The organism is Selenomonas timonae, from assembly GCF_014250475.1.
Lineage (GTDB): Bacteria > Bacillota > Negativicutes > Selenomonadales > Selenomonadaceae > Centipeda > Centipeda timonae.
Genome location: NZ_CP060204.1, coordinates 34,383 through 52,044, shown reverse-complemented (window position 1 = coordinate 52,044; position 17,662 = coordinate 34,383). Strand labels below are relative to the sequence as shown.

Below are 17,662 nucleotides of genomic sequence, written 5' to 3'. Positions count from 1 at the left end.
GGGTATCTTTGCGGATACCCGTTTTTGTGTACGCGTATTCACGCAGAAACAATCATTGCATATTTGATTAAGTTTCGATAAAATAGAGGACGGGAAACAGCGTTTGAGAAGGAGGATTCCTATGGCTGTCAAACGAATCTTTGTGGAGAAGCGTCAGGGTTTCTTTGATATTCCTGCCCAGCGGCTCTGCAGTGATCTGGTGGAGACGTTCCGCCTGACGGATCTGCGCGCCGTGCGCATCATCACACGTTATGACATAGAGGGACTGAGCGACGAGGAATTCAGGCGGGTGCGGAACATTGTCTTCGCCGATCCGCCCGTGGATACCGTCTATGAGGATGTATTGCCGTCTTTTTCCGATGCGCGGATATTTGCGATCGAGCCGCTGCCGGGGCAGTTTGACCCGACGGCAGCCGCGGCGGCGGAGTGCGTGCAGCTCGTGACACAGGGGGAGCGTCCCGATGTGCGCACGGCGCGCGTGATCGTTCTGATCGGCAAGGTGGATGACCACCTTTTTGAGCAGATTAAGGCGTATCTGATCAACAAGGTGGAAAGCCGAGAGGCGTCGCTTTCAACACCTGCGACGCTCGAGAGCCGCATTGTGCTGCCGATGGACGTGGAGGTTCTCACGCAGTTCAATCAGCTCTCGCGCAGTGAGCTCGAACGCTTTCACAAGGAGCATGGCTTTGCGATGAGCGAGGAAGATCTCGCATTCGTTCAGCAGTATTTCCGCGATACAGAGCATCGTGCGCCGACGATCACGGAGCTGCGCGTCATTGATACCTATTGGTCGGATCACTGCCGTCACACGACGTTCACCACGGCGATTGACGCCGTAAATATCGAAAACGGCTTCTTTTCCATGCCGATCTTTGAGACCTATCAGACCTACATGGATGACCGCAAGCTGCTCTATAGGGACGGCAAGCAACGCGATATGACACTGATGGACATCGCTGTCATCGGCATGAAGGCGCTGCGTGCGGAGGGGAAGCTTGACGATCTCGATGAATCCGAGGAGATCAACGCATGCAGCATCCGCGTTACGGTCGATGTGAACGGGAAAGATGAGGAATGGCTCCTCATGTTCAAGAACGAGACACATAACCATCCAACGGAGATTGAGCCATTCGGCGGGGCTGCAACCTGTCTCGGCGGCGCGATCCGCGACCCGCTCTCCGGCCGCTCCTACGTCTATCAGGCGATGCGCGTGACGGGCGCCTATGACCCGCGTGCACCGATCGAGGATACGCTGGCGGGCAAGCTCCCCCAGAAGAAGATCACGCTCGGTGCGGCGGAGGGTTACAGCTCTTACGGCAACCAGATCGGGCTTGCGACGGGGCAGGTACGCGAGATCTATCATAAGGGCTACCTCGCAAAGCGCATGGAGATTGGCGCGGTCATCGGCGCGGCTCCCGCGGCTCAGGTCGTGCGCGAGTGCCCTGTGCCGGGAGATATCATCGTCCTTCTCGGCGGACGCACGGGGCGTGATGGCATTGGCGGTGCGACTGGCTCCTCCAAGCAGCATACGGAGTCGTCGCTTACGACTTCGGGTGCCGAGGTGCAGAAGGGCAACCCGCCGACGGAGCGCAAGATTCAGCGACTCTTCCGCAGCTCCGAAGTCAGCCGCATGATCAAGCGCTGCAATGACTTTGGTGCGGGTGGTGTTGCCGTTGCGATTGGAGAGCTTGCGGACGGCCTGACGATCAATCTCGATGCCGTCCCGAAGAAATACGAGGGGCTCGACGGCACGGAGCTTGCAATCTCCGAGTCGCAGGAGCGCATGGCGGTCGTGCTTGCGCCCGAGGATGTCTCCGCATTTCTGCGTCATGCGGATGCGGAAAATCTCGAGGCAACGGAGGTCGCCGTCGTGACCGCAGAGCCGCTCCTCGTCATGAAGTGGCGCGACAAGGAGATCGTACGAATCGCACGTAGTTTCCTCGCGACAAACGGCGTGAGGCAGCACGTCCGCATCGTGGTCGATCCGCCGAATGAGAAGGCGCCCTATCTCCAGCAGGTGCCTCCACAGGTAAAACAGGTCGGACGTGGGCTCGAGGATATGTGGCTCGCGAATCTGCGTGATCTCAACGTGTGCAGTCAGAAAGGGCTAGGGGAGCGGTTCGATGCGACCGTTGGCGCTGCATCGGTTCTCATGCCGTTCGGTGGGAAATTCCAGCTGACGCCATCGGAGGCGATGGTCGCAAAGCTCCCCGTGCGCCACGGGACAACGAATACTGCGTCTGCAATGGCGTTTGGCTTCGATCCTGACCTCTCCACGTGGAGTCCGTTCCATGGGGCGGTCTACGCTATTGTCGAGGCGGTGGCGAAGATTGTTGCCACGGGCGGCAGGGCAGACCGCGTGCGCCTGACCTTGCAGGAGTATTTCGAGCGGCTCGGCACGGATCCGAAAAAGTGGGGCAAGCCGTTTGCCGCGCTCCTCGGTGCACTGCGCGCGCAGCACGAAATGGGGATTCCCGCGATTGGCGGCAAGGACTCCATGTCGGGGACGTTCGAGAATCTGAACGTGCCGCCGACACTCGTTGCCTTTGCTGTAGCGACCATGCCTGCGAACGAGGCACTCTCACCGGAATTCAAGTATCCGGGCAATACCGTTGTCATGGTTCCCGTTCCGCATGATGCGCAGGATCTGCCAGTATTCTCACGGCTGAATACGAACTTTGCAAAGATCCATCAGCTTGTGGCGGAGAAGAAAGTCTTCTCTGCGATGAGCGTCGGGCGCGGCGGCATTGCGGCAGCAATCTCGAAGATGTGTCTCGGCAACAATTTGGGCTTCAAATTCACGTCCTTTATCCCACAGGACGATCTCTTCAAACCGCTCTATGGGACAATCCTGCTCGAGGTCTCGCCCTCGTTTGACATTGCGGCGAACCTCGCGGGCACGGGTGCCGTTGAGATCGGCAAGACGCGCGATGTGCCGAGCATCATCACGGATCTTGACACGATCGTGCTCTCCGATGTCAAGGATGCGTTTACGGAACCTCTTGAGAAGATCTTCCCGACGACCGTGCCGCAGATCGTGCGGCAGATCGACCGTCCGACGTATGCGCCCTATACGAAGGGGAAGATCGTTGGCAGCTCCGTGAAGATCGCGCGGCCGCGCGTGTGCATTCCCGTCTTCCCAGGGACGAACTGCGAGTACGATTCCGCGCGCGCATGGGAGCGCGTGGGGGCAATTCCGGAGATCTTCGTTGTGCGCAATCTGACGCCCCGAGCGGTGGAGGAGACTGTCACGGCGCTGGCAGCAACGCTTCAAAAGTCACAGATTCTCATGCTGCCGGGTGGATTCAGCGGCGGGGACGAGCCGGACGGCACGGGGAAATTCATTGCGGCGATGTTCCGCGCACCCGCGCTTGCCGAGGCGGTGCAGCGTCTCCTGGGCGATCAGGACGGCCTCATCCTCGGCATCTGCAACGGCTTCCAAGCGCTGCTGAAGCTCGGGCTGCTGCCGTATGGCAAGATTACCGATCTGGACGACAGCTCGCCGACGCTAACGTACAACAACATCGGACGTCACGTCTCGCAGACCGTGCGCGTGCGCGTTGCGTCGAATCTCTCGCCGTGGCTCTCGGGCGTGAACGTCGGGGATACGCATACGATTGCCGTGTCGCACGGCGAGGGGCGGTTCTACGCCGACGCGAAGACGGTTGCGAATATGCGCATACGCGGGCAGATTGCGACCCAGTACGTGAATGAGAAGGGTGAGCCGACGCTCGACCAGCCGTACAATCCGAACGGCTCTGTGAACGCCATCGAGGGCATCACGAGCCCCGACGGGCGCATCTACGGGCGCATGGCGCACGCAGAGCGCATCGGCGAGAACATCGGCAAGAACGTGCCTGGCGAGATGAACCAGATGATCTTCGAGTCAGGCGTCTCCTACTTTATGCGATAACTCTACAGGAAAAGACCGTTGGATAGGCAGACAGCCTGACCAACGGTCTTTTCGCGTATTTCAGATATAGTACCTCTTGCAGAGCGCTGTGTATGCCGCCGCGCCCGCCTCCGTGAGCAGGTAATAACTGCCCTCGCGTGCGAGCAGATGGCGGTCGATCAGCTCGCGGCTGACGCGGCGCACCTTGTTCTCATTCCATTTCAGATGGTTGCCGATCTCGCCTGCGTCATTCTCTGCGCTCTCCTTGCACTCGGCGGTATGTCTGCCGATATGCAGGAGGAAGAGGTCGCGCTGCATCTGCCGCACGCTCTGTAGGCGGCGGATGTAGGAGGTGACTGCGCCCTTCGGCCCTGTGAGGAGCGCGCCGAGATAGACGAGCATATTCATGACGGCGCACAGCCCCGCGATCGAGGCGTTCATATGCACGGCGAACGCGTAGCCGATGACAGCGTTCACAACTGCGATGAGGAGGGCAAGGAGCAGCGTGTGAGACAGATGCTTCGTAAAGAGCAGTGCAGTCGCCCCGGGGGCGATAAAGAACGAGATGACGAGAATCGCACCGACTGCGTCGAATGCCGCAACCGTCGTGAGCGAGGTGAGCGACATGAAGGCGTAGAAGAGGATGCCCGTCGGTATGCCGATGATCTGCGCATACTCGCCGTCAAAGGTGGAGACCTTCAGCTCCTTGTAAAACACCGCGATAAATGCGGCGATGACGAGGAGCAGTCCGCCCATCTTAATCGAAGAGGCGGCGACCTCCACGCCGCCGATCTCCACTGTGTTCAGTCCCGCATAGATGACCTCGCCCATGAGCACCATGTCCGTGTCGAGATGGGCGTTGCCCGCATATTTGCTGATGAGGATGACGGCAAGCGCGAAGAGCAGCGGGAAGATGACGCCGATGGCATCGTCATATTTGACGAGGTTCGTCTTGCCGAGGAGCTCGACGAGCGAGACGGTGATAACGCCCATGAGTGCCGCACCGAAGAGCAGCCACGGCGAGCCAAGGTCATGCGTGAGGAAGAAGGCGAGCACGATGCCGAGCAGCACCGTGTGACTGATGGCGTCCGCCATCATGGAGAGGCGGCGCAGGATCAGGAAGACACCGAGCGGTGCGCATGCAGCAGCCGTCAGGAGCAGTACGAGGAGTGCGTCATCCATTGCGTGCCCTCCGTTTCAAAACCCTGCCGAGAATCCCCTTTGTCCCGAAGAGTATCGAGAAAAAAGCGATGAGGGAGGCGACGAGGATGATGGACGGCCCCGTCGACATGCCCTGCTCAAGCGTGCTGATGTAGGTGCCGACGAGCGCAGAGACCGCACCGATGAGGCTGCTCAGAACGAGGACGCGCGCAAAGTTGTTCGACCACTGATTTGCTGCGACGCACGGGATGATGAGGAAGGAGCTGATAAGGATTGCTCCCACGGCTTTAATCCCGATACCGATGACGGCAATCGTCATGACGAGCAGCAGGATGTGCAGCAGACGGCAGGGCAGCCCGACGACCTCTGCGTACTCTGCGTCAAAGACGAAGAGTTTCAGCTCCTTGTAAAAGAGCAGGAGGAGCGTGAGGCAGACGGCAGAGACGGCAGAGATGAGGAGGACGTCGACCTCGAGCATATACGCTGCCTGTCCAAAGATGTAGGTGCCAAGACCCGCCTGTGATGCCCCCGCATAGTCGGGGTTGCCCTGGATGAAGCTCTTGAGCGCCATGCCAAGACCAAAGAAGCCCGAGAGAAAGATTGCAAGATTTGCGTCGAGTCCGAGCCTCTTGTCCCTGTGCGCGAGCTGGATGAGGGCGTAGCTTGCCGCACCCGCTGCGATTGCGCCCATGAGGAGCACGACGGGGCTGCGTGTGGCGAATGCCATATAGGCGAGGATGATGCCGGGGAAGGTCGAGTGTCCGATGGCGTCGCCGATGAGGCTCTGCCCCTTGTAGACGCTGAACGCGCCGACGGGACCCGCCGTGACGGCGAGGATGACGCTGCCGAGCGCGACGATCTGGAAGGTGTAGTTCATCAGGATGTCCATCGCCGTCACTCCTTCAGCCGATAGGCGAGCGCAAGCGCCGCCTCCTTGTCCAGATTGGCGAGGTAGTCCGACGCCTTCACCGTGCGGTTCAGTACGACGAGGTAGTCAAAATACGCATCGAGCGTGCTGAGATCGTGATGGACGGCGATGACTGTGCGCTTCTCGCGCTGCAGATCCATGAATTTGTCCATGATGATCCGCTCCGTCGTCTCATCGACGCCCGCAAGCGGCTCGTCCATGATGTAGAGCTGCGCGTCCTGCGCGAGTGCCCGCGCGATGAAGACACGCTGCTTCTGTCCCCCTGAGAGCTCCGAGATCTGACGGTCAGCGAAGTCCGCCATCTTCATCTTGTCGAGTGCATCCATCGCCAGCGCGCGATCCTCCTTGCCGGGGCGCTTAATCAGCCCGAGATGCGCATAGCGTCCCATAAGCACGACATCGAAGACCGTAGTCGGGAAGTCCCAGTGGACAGACCCGCGCTGCGGCACGTAGGCAATCTGCTTGTGTACGGCAGCGAGGGGCTTCCCCCAGAGGCGCACGGCGCCGGAGACGGGCTTTAAGAGGCCGAGGATGCCCTTGAGGAGGGTGGACTTTCCAGCGCCGTTCGGCCCCACAACCGCGCAGCGCACATACGCCGGAACATCGAGGTCGATGTCCCAGAGCACGGGTGTCTCGCGGTATGCCATTGTCAAATCCTCGACGTGTATGACGCTGTTTTGTTGCATTGAGTATCACCTCGCTCATAGTATCTTCCCTTTATGTAAATGTTGCTGCTGATCGTTCAAGGCGCCCCTTTCGGCTCGCTGCGCTCGCCACTTCCCCCGTTTCGACGGGGGAAGCTTTTCACCTAAGGCGAGCCTACTTCAAATGTGAAACAATCAGATCGATATTGCTGCGGTACATTGTGATATACGTATCGCCTTTCTGTCCCTCTGGTGCGAGTGAGTCGGAGAAGAGTTCATTGCCCTCGCCGCCGACAATCTCCACATCAAAGCCCTTTGTCTTGCAGACCTCCTGCAGCTTCTTCATACGCTCGGGATTCGTCGTGCTTTCGGCAAACACCGCCTTGACCTTGTGATCGACAATGTAGTTCGCCGTCTTCTCGATGTCGGCATTTGCGACCTCGGAGTCCGTGCTGACACCCTGTGGCGCAATGACATTGACGTGGTAGCGATGCGAGAAATAGTTGAACGCATCGTGCGGCGTCACGAGATTGCGCTGATTCTCGGGAATCTGGGCGATTTTCTCCGTGATTTCCTTGTCCAGAGCGTCGAGGTCTGCGAGATATTTCTTCAGATTCTCCTGAATCTCCTTCTCGTGCTCGGGCAGGAGTTTGATGAGCTGAGCAGCAGCCTCCTCGGTTGCCTGCTTGTAGAGGGCGACATCAAACCAGAAATGCGGGTCGACAATGCGCTTGCCGTCCTCCTCCATGTAGTTGATGTTCGCATCCGCGAAATTCTTTGTCACGGCGGCGCCCTTCTTCTCCAGCACCTCTGCCATCTTGCCCTCGAAGTGCAGACCGTGATAGAGGAGGAGATCCGCTTTCTTGATCTTCTCGAGGTCGGCGGGCTGCGCAACGTAGAGATGCGGATCCTCGCCCGCAGGGATAATCAGCTCGATGTTCACGTAGTCGCCCGCGAGCTGCTTCGTCATATCCTGCAGGAACGAGGTTGTGACCGTGACGGTCTTCTTCGTATCGGCAGCCTTGCCGTTGCCGCCGCTGCCTCCGCCGCAGCCAACGGCAAGGAGTGCCGTGATGGCGAGTACAAGGGTGAGCAGCAGCGTTCGTGGATAATTTTTTCGGATGTTCATAGAGACACCGTCCTTTCATTTGTATTGAGAATAACACAAAAATTCCGTCTTGTAAATGAGAAAATTTCTCAATGATGAAAAATTGAGGATCGAACAAAAAAGAGCTGTGTACGAAGCGGAAAGTTTCGCACACAGCTCCTATGAATTTTTATTTTTTGAGCAGCTGCTTTTTCAGTGCACGATAGCGGATTGTCTCATACGCGTCGATCTGGGACTCGGGATGATCACTGCCGTAAGCGCGCCCGCTCGTCGAGAGGAGCGGCGGCGACTGGATGCGCTTTGCAACCGCCATGCCTGTATAGAGTCCCCACCAGCGTTCGAGGTCGACGATAAATTCCTCCGCCGTCGGGAAATAATCCGCGACGAGCCCCGCCGCGCAGCCGATATACTCCTCGAGGTCTCCGTCCGCATAGTGAGCCAGGATGTCTTCGGGAATGCGGTTCTCTTCGGCGAATGCGCGGAAGAGGTAGTCGTGATAGGGATAGCGGATGGGGTCGCCCTTGCCCTCGTCGACGTTCTGTGCGTCGGAGAGCTCGGCACTCGGTACGATGTCGATGATGCCCTGCGGCACGACCTCGCGCTTGTAGATCTCCGTGTTCAGATAGCGTGCGAGTGCATACACTTCGTGCTTCCAGAGGTCGGCAAGCGCGGAGAGGAAGCCCGCCTGATCGCCATAGAGGGTTGCATAGCCGACGGTGGACTCCGCCTTGTTTGCGTTGCAGGTGAATCCTGCGCCCCACGTAGCTGCGACGGCGGAGAGGACGCGCCCGCTGCGGTCACGCGCCTGCATATTCTCGCGCACGAAGGAGGAGATCGTGAGGTGCTCGGCTGCCTGCGCCGCTGTGCCCATGATGGGAACTGCGGTGAGCTGCTGCACGGTGTGTGCGACGCTCTCCTCGATGGGCACGATCATGTGGCGGCAGCCGAGGTTCTCGGCGAGCTGCGCCGCGAGCCCCTTCGTTGTTGCAGAGTTGAACTGACTCGGCATGTTGACGAGCAACACTTTGTCTGCGCCGATGGCATCGACGTAGAGCGCGGCGGCAACGGCGGAGTCGATACCGCCCGAGATGCCGATGACAACGCGCTCCATATGGATGCGCTCGAGGAATTTTTGCACGGCGTAGCGCAGCATGCGGTACTTCGGTGCAATGGGGGCTTCCTTCGCCGCTGTGAGCGGAGCGGGCATTGACTCTGTATCGACGACGGTCATCCCTTCCGTGTAGGCGGGCGACATAAGGACGCGCATGCCGTCTGCGCTGAATACCTGCGCCCTGCCGGCGAAGGTGTAGATGGTCTTGCCCTTGTCCTGAAGTCCGAGCGCATTGACATAGAAGATGTGCTTCCGCTTTTCGCGCGCCGTATCTGCGAGTGCACGCACGTCAAAGCAGACAGGGAAGGGGCTCGCGTCGGCGGCGAGGATGATGTCCTCGTTCGGTAGCTCGTAGAGGAGCGGGGAGAAATGCGTGCCCGCCCCGTGGAGCGGACTGTGTGCGACCTCACGTAGTACGCCGTCCCGCGCCTCCATGAGTGTGCGGCGCACGCCCGTGCAGCCGTCATCTGCCGCCCCATTGCCGAACAGGACGGTGATGCCGTCTGCTGTGGCGGCAATCTCCTCGGCGTAGGCGGTGCAGTCGCGTAGAAATGCGGGCTGTTTCCAAACATTTCCGAGGAAGAGCCCCGAGAGACTGAGTGCGGGGAAGAGGGCAAGATCGGCGCCCGCCGTCTTTGCCTCCGCTATTTTCCTGCGCATGGATGCGGCGTTCAGATCGGGGCGGCCGGGGACGACCTCCATTGAAATCAGTGCAATTTTCATGTTCATGCTTCCTTTCGAGCTTCCTTTTATCCCGCCGTGATGGTATAATCTCATCTGGTGAGTATATGGCAAAGAAGAAAATCCAGAAGACAAATGCGGCGCGCATCCTCGACCGCCTCGGCATATCCTATGAGCTCCTGACCTACCCCGTCGACGAGAGCGATCTCTCGGCGATCCATGTGGCGGAAGTGACGGGGATTCCCTTGGCGCAGCTCTATAAGACGCTCGTTGTGCGTGGAGACCGCACGGGTATCTTTATGGCGGTCATTCCGGGCGGCGCGGAGCTCGACCTCAAGGCGGCAGCTGCGGCGTCGGGGAATAAGCGCGCGGAGATGGTTCACCTCAAGGAGGTTTTCGATCTCACGGGATATGTGCGCGGGGGCTGCTCCCCGCTGGGGGCGAAAAAACCCTACCCCGTGTACTGTGACGAGAGCATCGTGCAGCACGCCCGCATCTGCGTGAGTGCAGGGCGGCGCGGTGAGCAGCTTGCCCTCGCGCCGTCGGATCTGATCCGTGCGGCACAGGCGGTCACGGCGCATCTCATCCGCTGACGGCGCGCCGAACCGTACGACATAGTATTATAACACAGATGAATCGGGAAAGGATGTATACAATGGACTATTTCAGCACGCGCGGAGCAACGGAACGCGTCTCCTCGGCAGAGGCAATCCTCAAGGGGCTTGCCTCGGACGGCGGACTCTTCGTGCCCGCCTCGTTCCCGCAGATGACGCTCCCCGAGATCGAGGCGCTCCGCGATCTCTCGTATGAGGAGCGCGCCGTGCGCATCCTTCGCCTCTATCTGACGGACTATACGGAGGAGGTGGTGAAGGGCTGCGTCAGCCGCGCCTACGGGCATACGTTTGACGATGTGCGGCGTGCGCCCGTGCGTGCGGTCGGCGATCTCGAGGTGCTCGAGCTGTGGCACGGCCCGACGAGTGCGTTCAAGGACATGGCACTGCAGCTCCTGCCGCAGCTCATGAGTACAGCGCGCTCAAAGACGGGGGAGCAGGACACGATCCTCATCCTCGTTGCAACCTCGGGAGATACGGGCAAGGCTGCGCTTGATGGCTTTGCGGATGCCGAGGGCATCCGCATCATGGTGTTCTACCCCGACGGCGGCGTCAGTCCCGTGCAGCGCCTCCAGATGGTGACGCAGGAGGGCGCGAATGTCTCCGTCGTGGCGGTGCGCGGCAACTTTGACGATGCACAGCGCGGCGTGAAGGAAATCTTCGGCGATGCTGCGATGGCGAAGGAACTTGCCGCGCTCCATACGAAGCTCTCCTCCGCGAACTCGATCAACTGGGGGCGCCTCGTGCCGCAGATTGTCTACTATTTCAGCGCATATGCCGACCTCCTTGCCGATGGGAAAATCGAGACGGGTGATCCCGTGAACTTCACCGTGCCGACGGGGAACTTCGGCAACATCCTCGCGGGTTACTACGCAAAGCGCATGGGGTTGCCCGTCGGAAAGCTCGTCTGCGCGTCGAATGCGAACAATGTGCTCACGGACTTCCTGCAGACGGGCATCTATGACCGCAAGCGCGACTTCTATCAGACGATGTCGCCGTCGATGGACATCCTCGTCTCGAGCAATCTCGAGCGTCTGCTCTATCATCTGACGGAGGACACGGGGCAGGTCGCCGCATGGATGCAGGATCTCGCAGAGGTCGGAAAATACGATGCGAGCCGCCTCCTTCCCGCGCTGCAGGAGCATTTCTGGGCGGCGTTTGCCGATGATCGTGCAACCGAGGAGGAGATCCGCGCGGTGTACGAGCGCACGCAATATACGCTCGACACGCATACAGCGGTTGCCTATCGGGCGGCAGAGGACTATCGGCGTGAGACGGACGACAGGCGTCCGATGGTCGTGCTCTCGACGGCGAGCCCGTACAAATTCGGCGCGAGCGTCCTTCATGCACTCGGCGAAAACGTGGCGGAGCTGGACGAATTTGCGCAGATGGAGCGCCTGCATGCGCGGAGCGGGATGGAGATCCCTGTGCACCTCGCCGCGCTGCATACGGCAGCGGTGCTGCACGAGGGCGTCTGTGAGAAAGATGGGATGCCGGCAGCGGTGCTGACGTTCGCGCGTGCATAAGAAAAAACAGGAAAACAATAAAATTTTCATAGTAAAGGAGGATTTCCGGAGTACGTGAAGAATTTTATATACGTTAATTATATTATGATAATGAGGCATGCTTTTTGCTTCAGATCTATACCAACCAAATTTTTATTTTGGGGAAAGAGGTTATCACATGGCAACGCTTGATCTCACACAGTACGGAATCACGGGAACGACGGAAATCGTTCACAACCCCGATTATGACCAGCTCTTCCGTGAGGAGCTGCGTCCCGATCTCGAAGGGTATGAGCGCGGACAGGTGACGGAGATGAAGGATGCTGTCAACGTTATGACGGGCATCTACACGGGACGTTCGCCGAAGGATAAGTACATCGTGGATGATGATACGTCGCGCGATACGGTCTGGTGGACCTCCGACGAGTACAAGAATGACAACCATCGTGCGAGCCAGAAGGCATGGAATGCGGTGCGCGACATTGCGATTCGTGAGCTGTGCAACAAGCGTCTCTTCGTCGTCGATGCGTTCTGCGGCGCGAATGTCAATACACGCATGGCAGTGCGCTTTATTACGGAGGTTCCGTGGCAGGCGCATTTCGTCACGAATATGTTCATCCGCCCGACGGAAAAGGAGCTTGCCGAGTTCAAGCCCGACTTCGTGGTCTATAATGCTGCAAAGGCACGCGTCATGCACTTCGGCGATCTCGGTCTCAACTCCGAGACAGCGGTCATGTTCAACCTCACGAGCCGTGAGCAGGTCATCGTCAACACATGGTACGGCGGCGAGATGAAAAAGGGTATGTTCTCGATGATGAACTACTATCTCCCCCTCAAGGGCATTGCCTCCATGCACTGCTCGGCAAATACGGACAAAGAGGGGCAGAATACGACGCTGTTCTTCGGTCTCTCCGGCACGGGCAAGACGACGCTCTCGACTGACAGCGCACGTCTCCTCATCGGCGATGATGAGCACGGCTGGGACGATGAGGGGATCTTCAACTACGAGGGCGGCTGCTATGCAAAGGTCATCAACCTCGACCCCGAGGCGGAGCCGGACATCTATCAGGCGATTCGCCGCAACGCGCTCCTCGAGAACGTCACGGTCGACCTTGCGGGACATGTGGACTTCGCCGACAAGACGGTCACGGAGAACACACGCGTATCGTACCCCATCAACCACATTGAGAACATCGTGCTCGGCCATGTTGCGGACAAGTCTGCAGGCCCGCACGCAAAGCACGTCATCTTCCTCTCGGCGGATGCGTTCGGCGTTCTGCCGCCGGTCTCGATCCTGACGCCGGAGCAGACGAAGTACTACTTCCTCTCGGGCTTCACCTCGAAGCTCGCGGGCACGGAGCGCGGCATCACGGAGCCGACCCCGACGTTCTCGGCATGCTTTGGTCAGGCGTTCCTCGAGCTGCATCCGACGAAGTATGCGGATGAACTCGTGCGCAAGATGGAGGAGCACGGCTCGCGCGCCTATCTCGTGAACACGGGCTGGAACGGCACGGGCAAGCGCATCTCGATCCAGGATACGCGCGGCATCATCCACGCGATTCAGGACGGCTCGATCGACAGCGCACCGACGAAGAAGATTCCGTACTTCGACTTCGAGGTGCCGACGGAGCTGCCGGGCGTCGATCCGAAGATTCTCGACCCGCGCGACACCTACGCAAGCCGTACGGAGTGGGATGAGAAGGCACGCGATCTCGCCGAGCGCTTCATCAAGAACTTCAAGAAGTATGAGGGCAACGAGGCGGGACGTGAACTTGTTTCTGCAGGTCCGAAGCTCTAAGCTGTATTTGTTTATGGAAAAAGCTGCCGTGTATGCGGCAGCTTTTTTTATCAAGGTAGGGAGGCGCGATGAAACTCTCGGACAGTATCAATAAGGTGCGCGGCGTCGGCGTGAAAAAGGCGGCGGCATTTGCGCGTCTCGGCATTCAGACCGTGTACGACCTTCTGACCTACTATCCGCGCGCCTATGAGGATCAGAGCCGCGTGACACCCATCGCCCAGCTGCGAGCGGGAGAACGCGCGACCGTGCTCGCCGTCATTCAGCGTGTGACGGAGCGTCAGGCGCGGCGGCGCGGCTTTACGGTGCTGACGGCACTCCTCGGCGATGAGACGGGCTATGCACAGGCGGTCTGGTTCAACCAGCGCTTCCTCAAGACGAAGCTGCGCGAGGGGCGGCGCATCCTTCTCACAGGCAAGGCAGACTATGCCTATAACGGCGGCGGGCAGCTTGCCCTCACGAATATCACGTCGTTTGAACTCCTCGGTGCTGAGGAGGACGCAGGGGAACATCTTGGCATCCTGCCTGTCTATGCGGCGACGGAGGGATTGACGCAGAAGCAGCTGCGCGCGATGATGGAATATGTTCTTCTACAGACGGTGGATGAGCTTGAGGAGAATCTGCCGCAGCGCGTCCGTGAGGAGTATCGGCTGATCGGGCGGAGAAGCGCCTTTCGGCATATTCACTTCCCAAAGGAGGAGGAGGAGCTGCGCACGGCGCGGCGGCGGCTCGCCTTTGAGGAACTCTATCTCATTCAGTGCGGGCTGCTTGCGCTCAAGAAACGCACGGCAGAGGAACAGGAGGGGATTGCGCACGATCCGAACGGTGCTCTTGTCGAACGCGTCCGTGCAGCACTGCCCTTTGCACTGACCGACGACCAGGAGAAGGTGTGGGCAGAAATCACGTGCGACATGGAGTCGCTGCTGCCGATGCGCCGTCTCGTACAGGGCGATGTCGGCTCGGGCAAGACGGCAATCGCGCTGCTCGCGCTCGTCAAGACAGTGGAGAGCGGCCATCAGGGGGCCATGATGGCACCGACGGAGATCCTCGCGCGGCAGCACTATGACTATCTGCGTGAACTCCTTACGCCCCTCGGTGTGCGCGTGGGCTTTCTCTCGGGACGGCTCACGAAGAAGGAGCGTACGGCGATGGATGCGGCGCTCGCCGCGCATGAGGTGGACATTGCCGTCGGGACGCATGCACTGATACAGGATCACGTAGCGTTCGCCGCGCTCGGACTCGTTGTGACGGATGAACAGCACCGCTTCGGTGTAGCGCAGCGCGCGGAACTCGAGAAGAAGAGTGAACGGACGCCCGATGTGCTCGTCATGACGGCGACACCAATTCCACGCACAATGACGCTGACGGTCTACGGCGACCTCGATGTCTCGCGCATCGAGCATTTGCCGCCGGGGCGGCAGCCCATCCGTACCTTTCTGCGCGATGAGACGGCGCGCGCAAAGATCTATGCGTTCGTGCGCAGGGAGATCGAGAGCGGGCGTCAGGCATATGTCGTCTGCCCGCTCATCGAGGCGAGCGAGGAGACGGATCTGCCCTCGGCGGAGGCGGTCTATGAGGAGCTCGCGCATGGCATCTTTCGCGGAATTCCCTGCGGGCTGCTGCACGGCCGCATGAAGTCTGCGGAGAAGGAGGCGGTGATGGACGACTTCTACGCGAACCGCGTCAAGCTGCTCGTCTCGACCACAGTCATCGAGGTTGGCGTCAACGTGCCGAATGCGAGCATCCTCGTAGTGGAGCACGCGGAGCGCTTCGGACTCTCCCAGCTGCACCAGCTGCGCGGGCGCGTCGGGCGAGGCGCCCATGCCTCCTACTGCATCCTGATTGCGGGCAGGAGCGCGGCATCGCAGGAGCGGCTGCAGGTCATCGAGCAGACGAGCGACGGCTTCCGTCTCGCCGAGGAGGATCTGCATCTGCGTGGTCCGGGGCAGTTCTTCGGCGCGATGCAGCATGGACTCGGCGATCTCAAGATAGCGGACGTGCTCGCCGACATGGATCTCCTCCTCCTCGCACGGCGCGCGGCACTTGCCACCATGGACGACCCCGCAGCCCTCTCCTTTGTCCTGCCGACCCTCATGCGCCAGTACCGTGAGCGATTCGAGCATATGCGGGAGGTTTGAGGAGAAAAGCGGCAGCGCATTTTGTATTCCTTGACATACGGGGATTCTCTGGTCTAGAATAGCAGCATATTGAATTTGGGAGGAGATTGCCTTGACAAAGGTTTTGGTAAATGGCGCGGCAGGGCGCATGGGGAGCGCGGTGCTGAAAGCCGTGATTGACGATGCGGAACTCGAACTCGTCGGTGCGGTCGATATCGTCGGCGGCGCGGATGCGGGGGAGCTTGCGGGGACTGCGAAGAACGGCGTGCTCGTGGAGACCGACCTCGCCGCCGCACTCAAGCGCCTACAGCCCGATGTGATGATCGACTTCACGCGTCCTGACGTGGTGTATGGGAATGTGCTGACTGCTCTTGCCCACAAGGTTTCGCCCGTTGTCGGTACAACGGGGCTGACGGAGGAACAGAAGGCGGCGATTCGGGCGGCGGCGGACGAGAACGATACACCCGCATTCATTGCACCGAATTTTGCAATCGGCGCCGTGCTCATGATGCTTATGAGCCGCATGGCGGCGAAGTATATGCCCGAGGTCGAGATCATCGAACTTCACCACGACAACAAGCTGGATGCCCCCTCGGGGACGGCGGTGCAGACGGCGGCAATGATCGCCGAGGTGCGTGCAGAGCACGCACAGGGACATCCGGGCGAAGAGGAGAAGATCGCGGGGGCGCGCGGCGCGGAATACGAGGGCATGCACATCCACAGCGTCCGTCTGCCGGGCTATGTCGCGCATCAGGAAGTCATCTTCGGCGGTCTCGGGCAGACGCTCACGATTCGCCACGACTCGCTGAACCGCGAGTCCTTCATGCCGGGCGTCGTGCTCGCCGCAAAGAAGGTGCGCGGACTCAAATCGCTCACCGTCGGACTGGATAAATTGCTGTAAGGGGAGTATATCATGAAGAAATATCGTGTCGCCATTCTCGGCGCAACGGGCGCCGTCGGTCAGGAGTTCCTCAACCTCATCGAAGAGCGCAAATTCCCGTTCTCGGAGCTGCGCCTCCTCGCATCCAGCCGCTCGGCGGGTAAGAAGATCGCATTTATGGGGAAGGAATACACCGTTGAGGAGACAACGGCAGATTCCTTCGCGGGCATCGACATCGCACTCTTTGCGGGCGGTGCGGCGAGCAAGGAGTTCGCGCCCCACGCCGTCAAGGCGGGTGCCGTCGTCATCGACAACTCGAGCGCGTTCCGCATGGATCCCGAGGTGCCGCTCGTTGTGCCCGAGGTCAACCCCGAGGCGATCAAGAAACATAAGGGCATCATTGCAAACCCGAACTGCTCGACCATCATCATGGTGATGGGGCTGAAGCCGCTCTATGATCTCGCGAAGATCCGCCGCATCGTCGTCTCCACCTATCAGGCGGTCTCGGGTGCGGGCAAAGAGGGCATGGCGGAGCTCGAGGAGCAGGTCGCCGCACTCTCGGCGGGCAAGGACGCCGAGGCGAACATCCTGCCCGTCGGCAAGTTGCCGAAGCACTATCAGATCGCGTTCAACCTCATCCCGCAGATCGACGTTTTCATGGACAACCTCTACACGAAAGAGGAGATGAAGATGATCGACGAGACGAAGAAGATCATGGAGGACGACAGTCTGCGCATCACGGCGACCACCGTGCGCGTGCCCGTCTACCGCAGCCACGCCGAGTCCGTCAATGTCGAATTCGAGAGCGAGATCTCCCTCGATGCAGCCCGCGCCGCGCTTGCGGCATTCCCAGGCGTCATCCTGCGCGACAATCCGTCACAGCAGGAGTACCCGATGCCGCTCTTCACCTCGGGCAAGACCGACGTTGAGATCGGACGCCTGCGCCGTGACGAGTCGACGGACAATGCGCTGAACTTCTGGATCTGCGGCGACCAGATTCGCAAGGGCGCGGCACTCAACGCACTCCAGATTGCAGAGTATATGATCGCGCACGAGCTCGTCTGAATATAGAGTTTTAGGGACATATTTTCACCTAGGAGATATGTCCTTTTTATATTTTTACTTACATACATGCGAAAAGCCTCTACTCCTTTTATTTCAAGGAGTGAGAGGCTTTTTCTATGGATTGAAGATAAAAAAGAGAATGCGCGTTTTCTTGAAAAAAAAAG

General features: G+C 59.6%; 12 protein-coding genes. 7 read left to right on the top strand and 5 right to left on the bottom strand.

Annotated elements, in window-relative coordinates; all coding sequences use genetic code 11:
• Nucleotides 1-121: 121 nt before the first annotated feature.
• Nucleotides 122-3,913: a phosphoribosylformylglycinamidine synthase gene (locus tag H1B31_RS00220; RefSeq protein ID WP_185980422.1), complete on the top strand. Its 3,792-nt coding sequence runs from the start codon at nt 122-124 to the stop codon at nt 3,911-3,913.
• A gap of 60 nt (nt 3,914-3,973) precedes the next feature.
• On the opposite strand, the gene H1B31_RS00215 is transcribed toward H1B31_RS00220, so the two are convergent.
• From H1B31_RS00215 to nadE, 5 genes are all read right to left on the bottom strand, one after another.
• Nucleotides 3,974-5,074, bottom strand: coding sequence for a metal ABC transporter permease (locus H1B31_RS00215; protein ID WP_185980421.1), 1,101 nt, complete (start codon nt 5,072-5,074; stop codon nt 3,974-3,976).
• The gene (locus H1B31_RS00210; RefSeq protein ID WP_009440371.1) at nt 5,067-5,942 is read right to left on the bottom strand and encodes a metal ABC transporter permease; all 876 of its coding nucleotides are present in this window, start codon (nt 5,940-5,942) and stop codon (nt 5,067-5,069) included. Before H1B31_RS00210 ends, H1B31_RS00215 begins: the two co-directional genes overlap by 8 nt.
• A 5-nt stretch (nt 5,943-5,947) precedes the next feature.
• The gene (locus H1B31_RS00205; RefSeq protein ID WP_009440370.1) at nt 5,948-6,667 is read right to left on the bottom strand and encodes a metal ABC transporter ATP-binding protein; all 720 of its coding nucleotides are present in this window, start codon (nt 6,665-6,667) and stop codon (nt 5,948-5,950) included.
• Between the two features lie 133 nt (nt 6,668-6,800).
• Entirely contained in the window at nt 6,801-7,754 is a 954-nt protein-coding gene (locus H1B31_RS00200; protein ID WP_009440369.1) for a metal ABC transporter solute-binding protein, Zn/Mn family, read from the bottom strand.
• 148 nt (nt 7,755-7,902) lie between these two features.
• Nucleotides 7,903-9,567, bottom strand: a complete 1,665-nt coding sequence (nadE, locus tag H1B31_RS00195; RefSeq protein WP_185980420.1) for an NAD(+) synthase — start codon at nt 9,565-9,567, stop codon at nt 7,903-7,905.
• A gap of 65 nt (nt 9,568-9,632) precedes the next feature.
• On the opposite strand from nadE, the gene ybaK reads away from it, so the two are divergent.
• From ybaK to H1B31_RS00165, 6 genes are all read left to right on the top strand, one after another.
• Complete coding sequence (gene ybaK, locus H1B31_RS00190; protein ID WP_009440367.1) at nt 9,633-10,118, top strand: Cys-tRNA(Pro) deacylase; 486 nt, start codon at nt 9,633-9,635, stop codon at nt 10,116-10,118.
• 53 nt (nt 10,119-10,171) lie between these two features.
• Entirely contained in the window at nt 10,172-11,662 is a 1,491-nt protein-coding gene (gene thrC, locus H1B31_RS00185) for a threonine synthase (protein ID WP_185980419.1), read from the top strand.
• 157 nt (nt 11,663-11,819) lie between these two features.
• Complete coding sequence (gene pckA / locus H1B31_RS00180; RefSeq protein ID WP_009440364.1) at nt 11,820-13,439, top strand: phosphoenolpyruvate carboxykinase (ATP); 1,620 nt, start codon at nt 11,820-11,822, stop codon at nt 13,437-13,439.
• A gap of 68 nt (nt 13,440-13,507) precedes the next feature.
• Nucleotides 13,508-15,574, top strand: a complete 2,067-nt coding sequence (gene recG / locus H1B31_RS00175; protein ID WP_185980418.1) for an ATP-dependent DNA helicase RecG — start codon at nt 13,508-13,510, stop codon at nt 15,572-15,574.
• A 91-nt stretch (nt 15,575-15,665) separates the two neighbouring features.
• Complete coding sequence (gene dapB / locus H1B31_RS00170; RefSeq protein WP_185980417.1) at nt 15,666-16,454, top strand: 4-hydroxy-tetrahydrodipicolinate reductase; 789 nt, start codon at nt 15,666-15,668, stop codon at nt 16,452-16,454.
• Nucleotides 16,455-16,466: 12 nt separating this feature from the next.
• Complete coding sequence (locus H1B31_RS00165; protein WP_185980416.1) at nt 16,467-17,498, top strand: aspartate-semialdehyde dehydrogenase; 1,032 nt, start codon at nt 16,467-16,469, stop codon at nt 17,496-17,498.
• Nucleotides 17,499-17,662 lie beyond the last annotated feature (164 nt).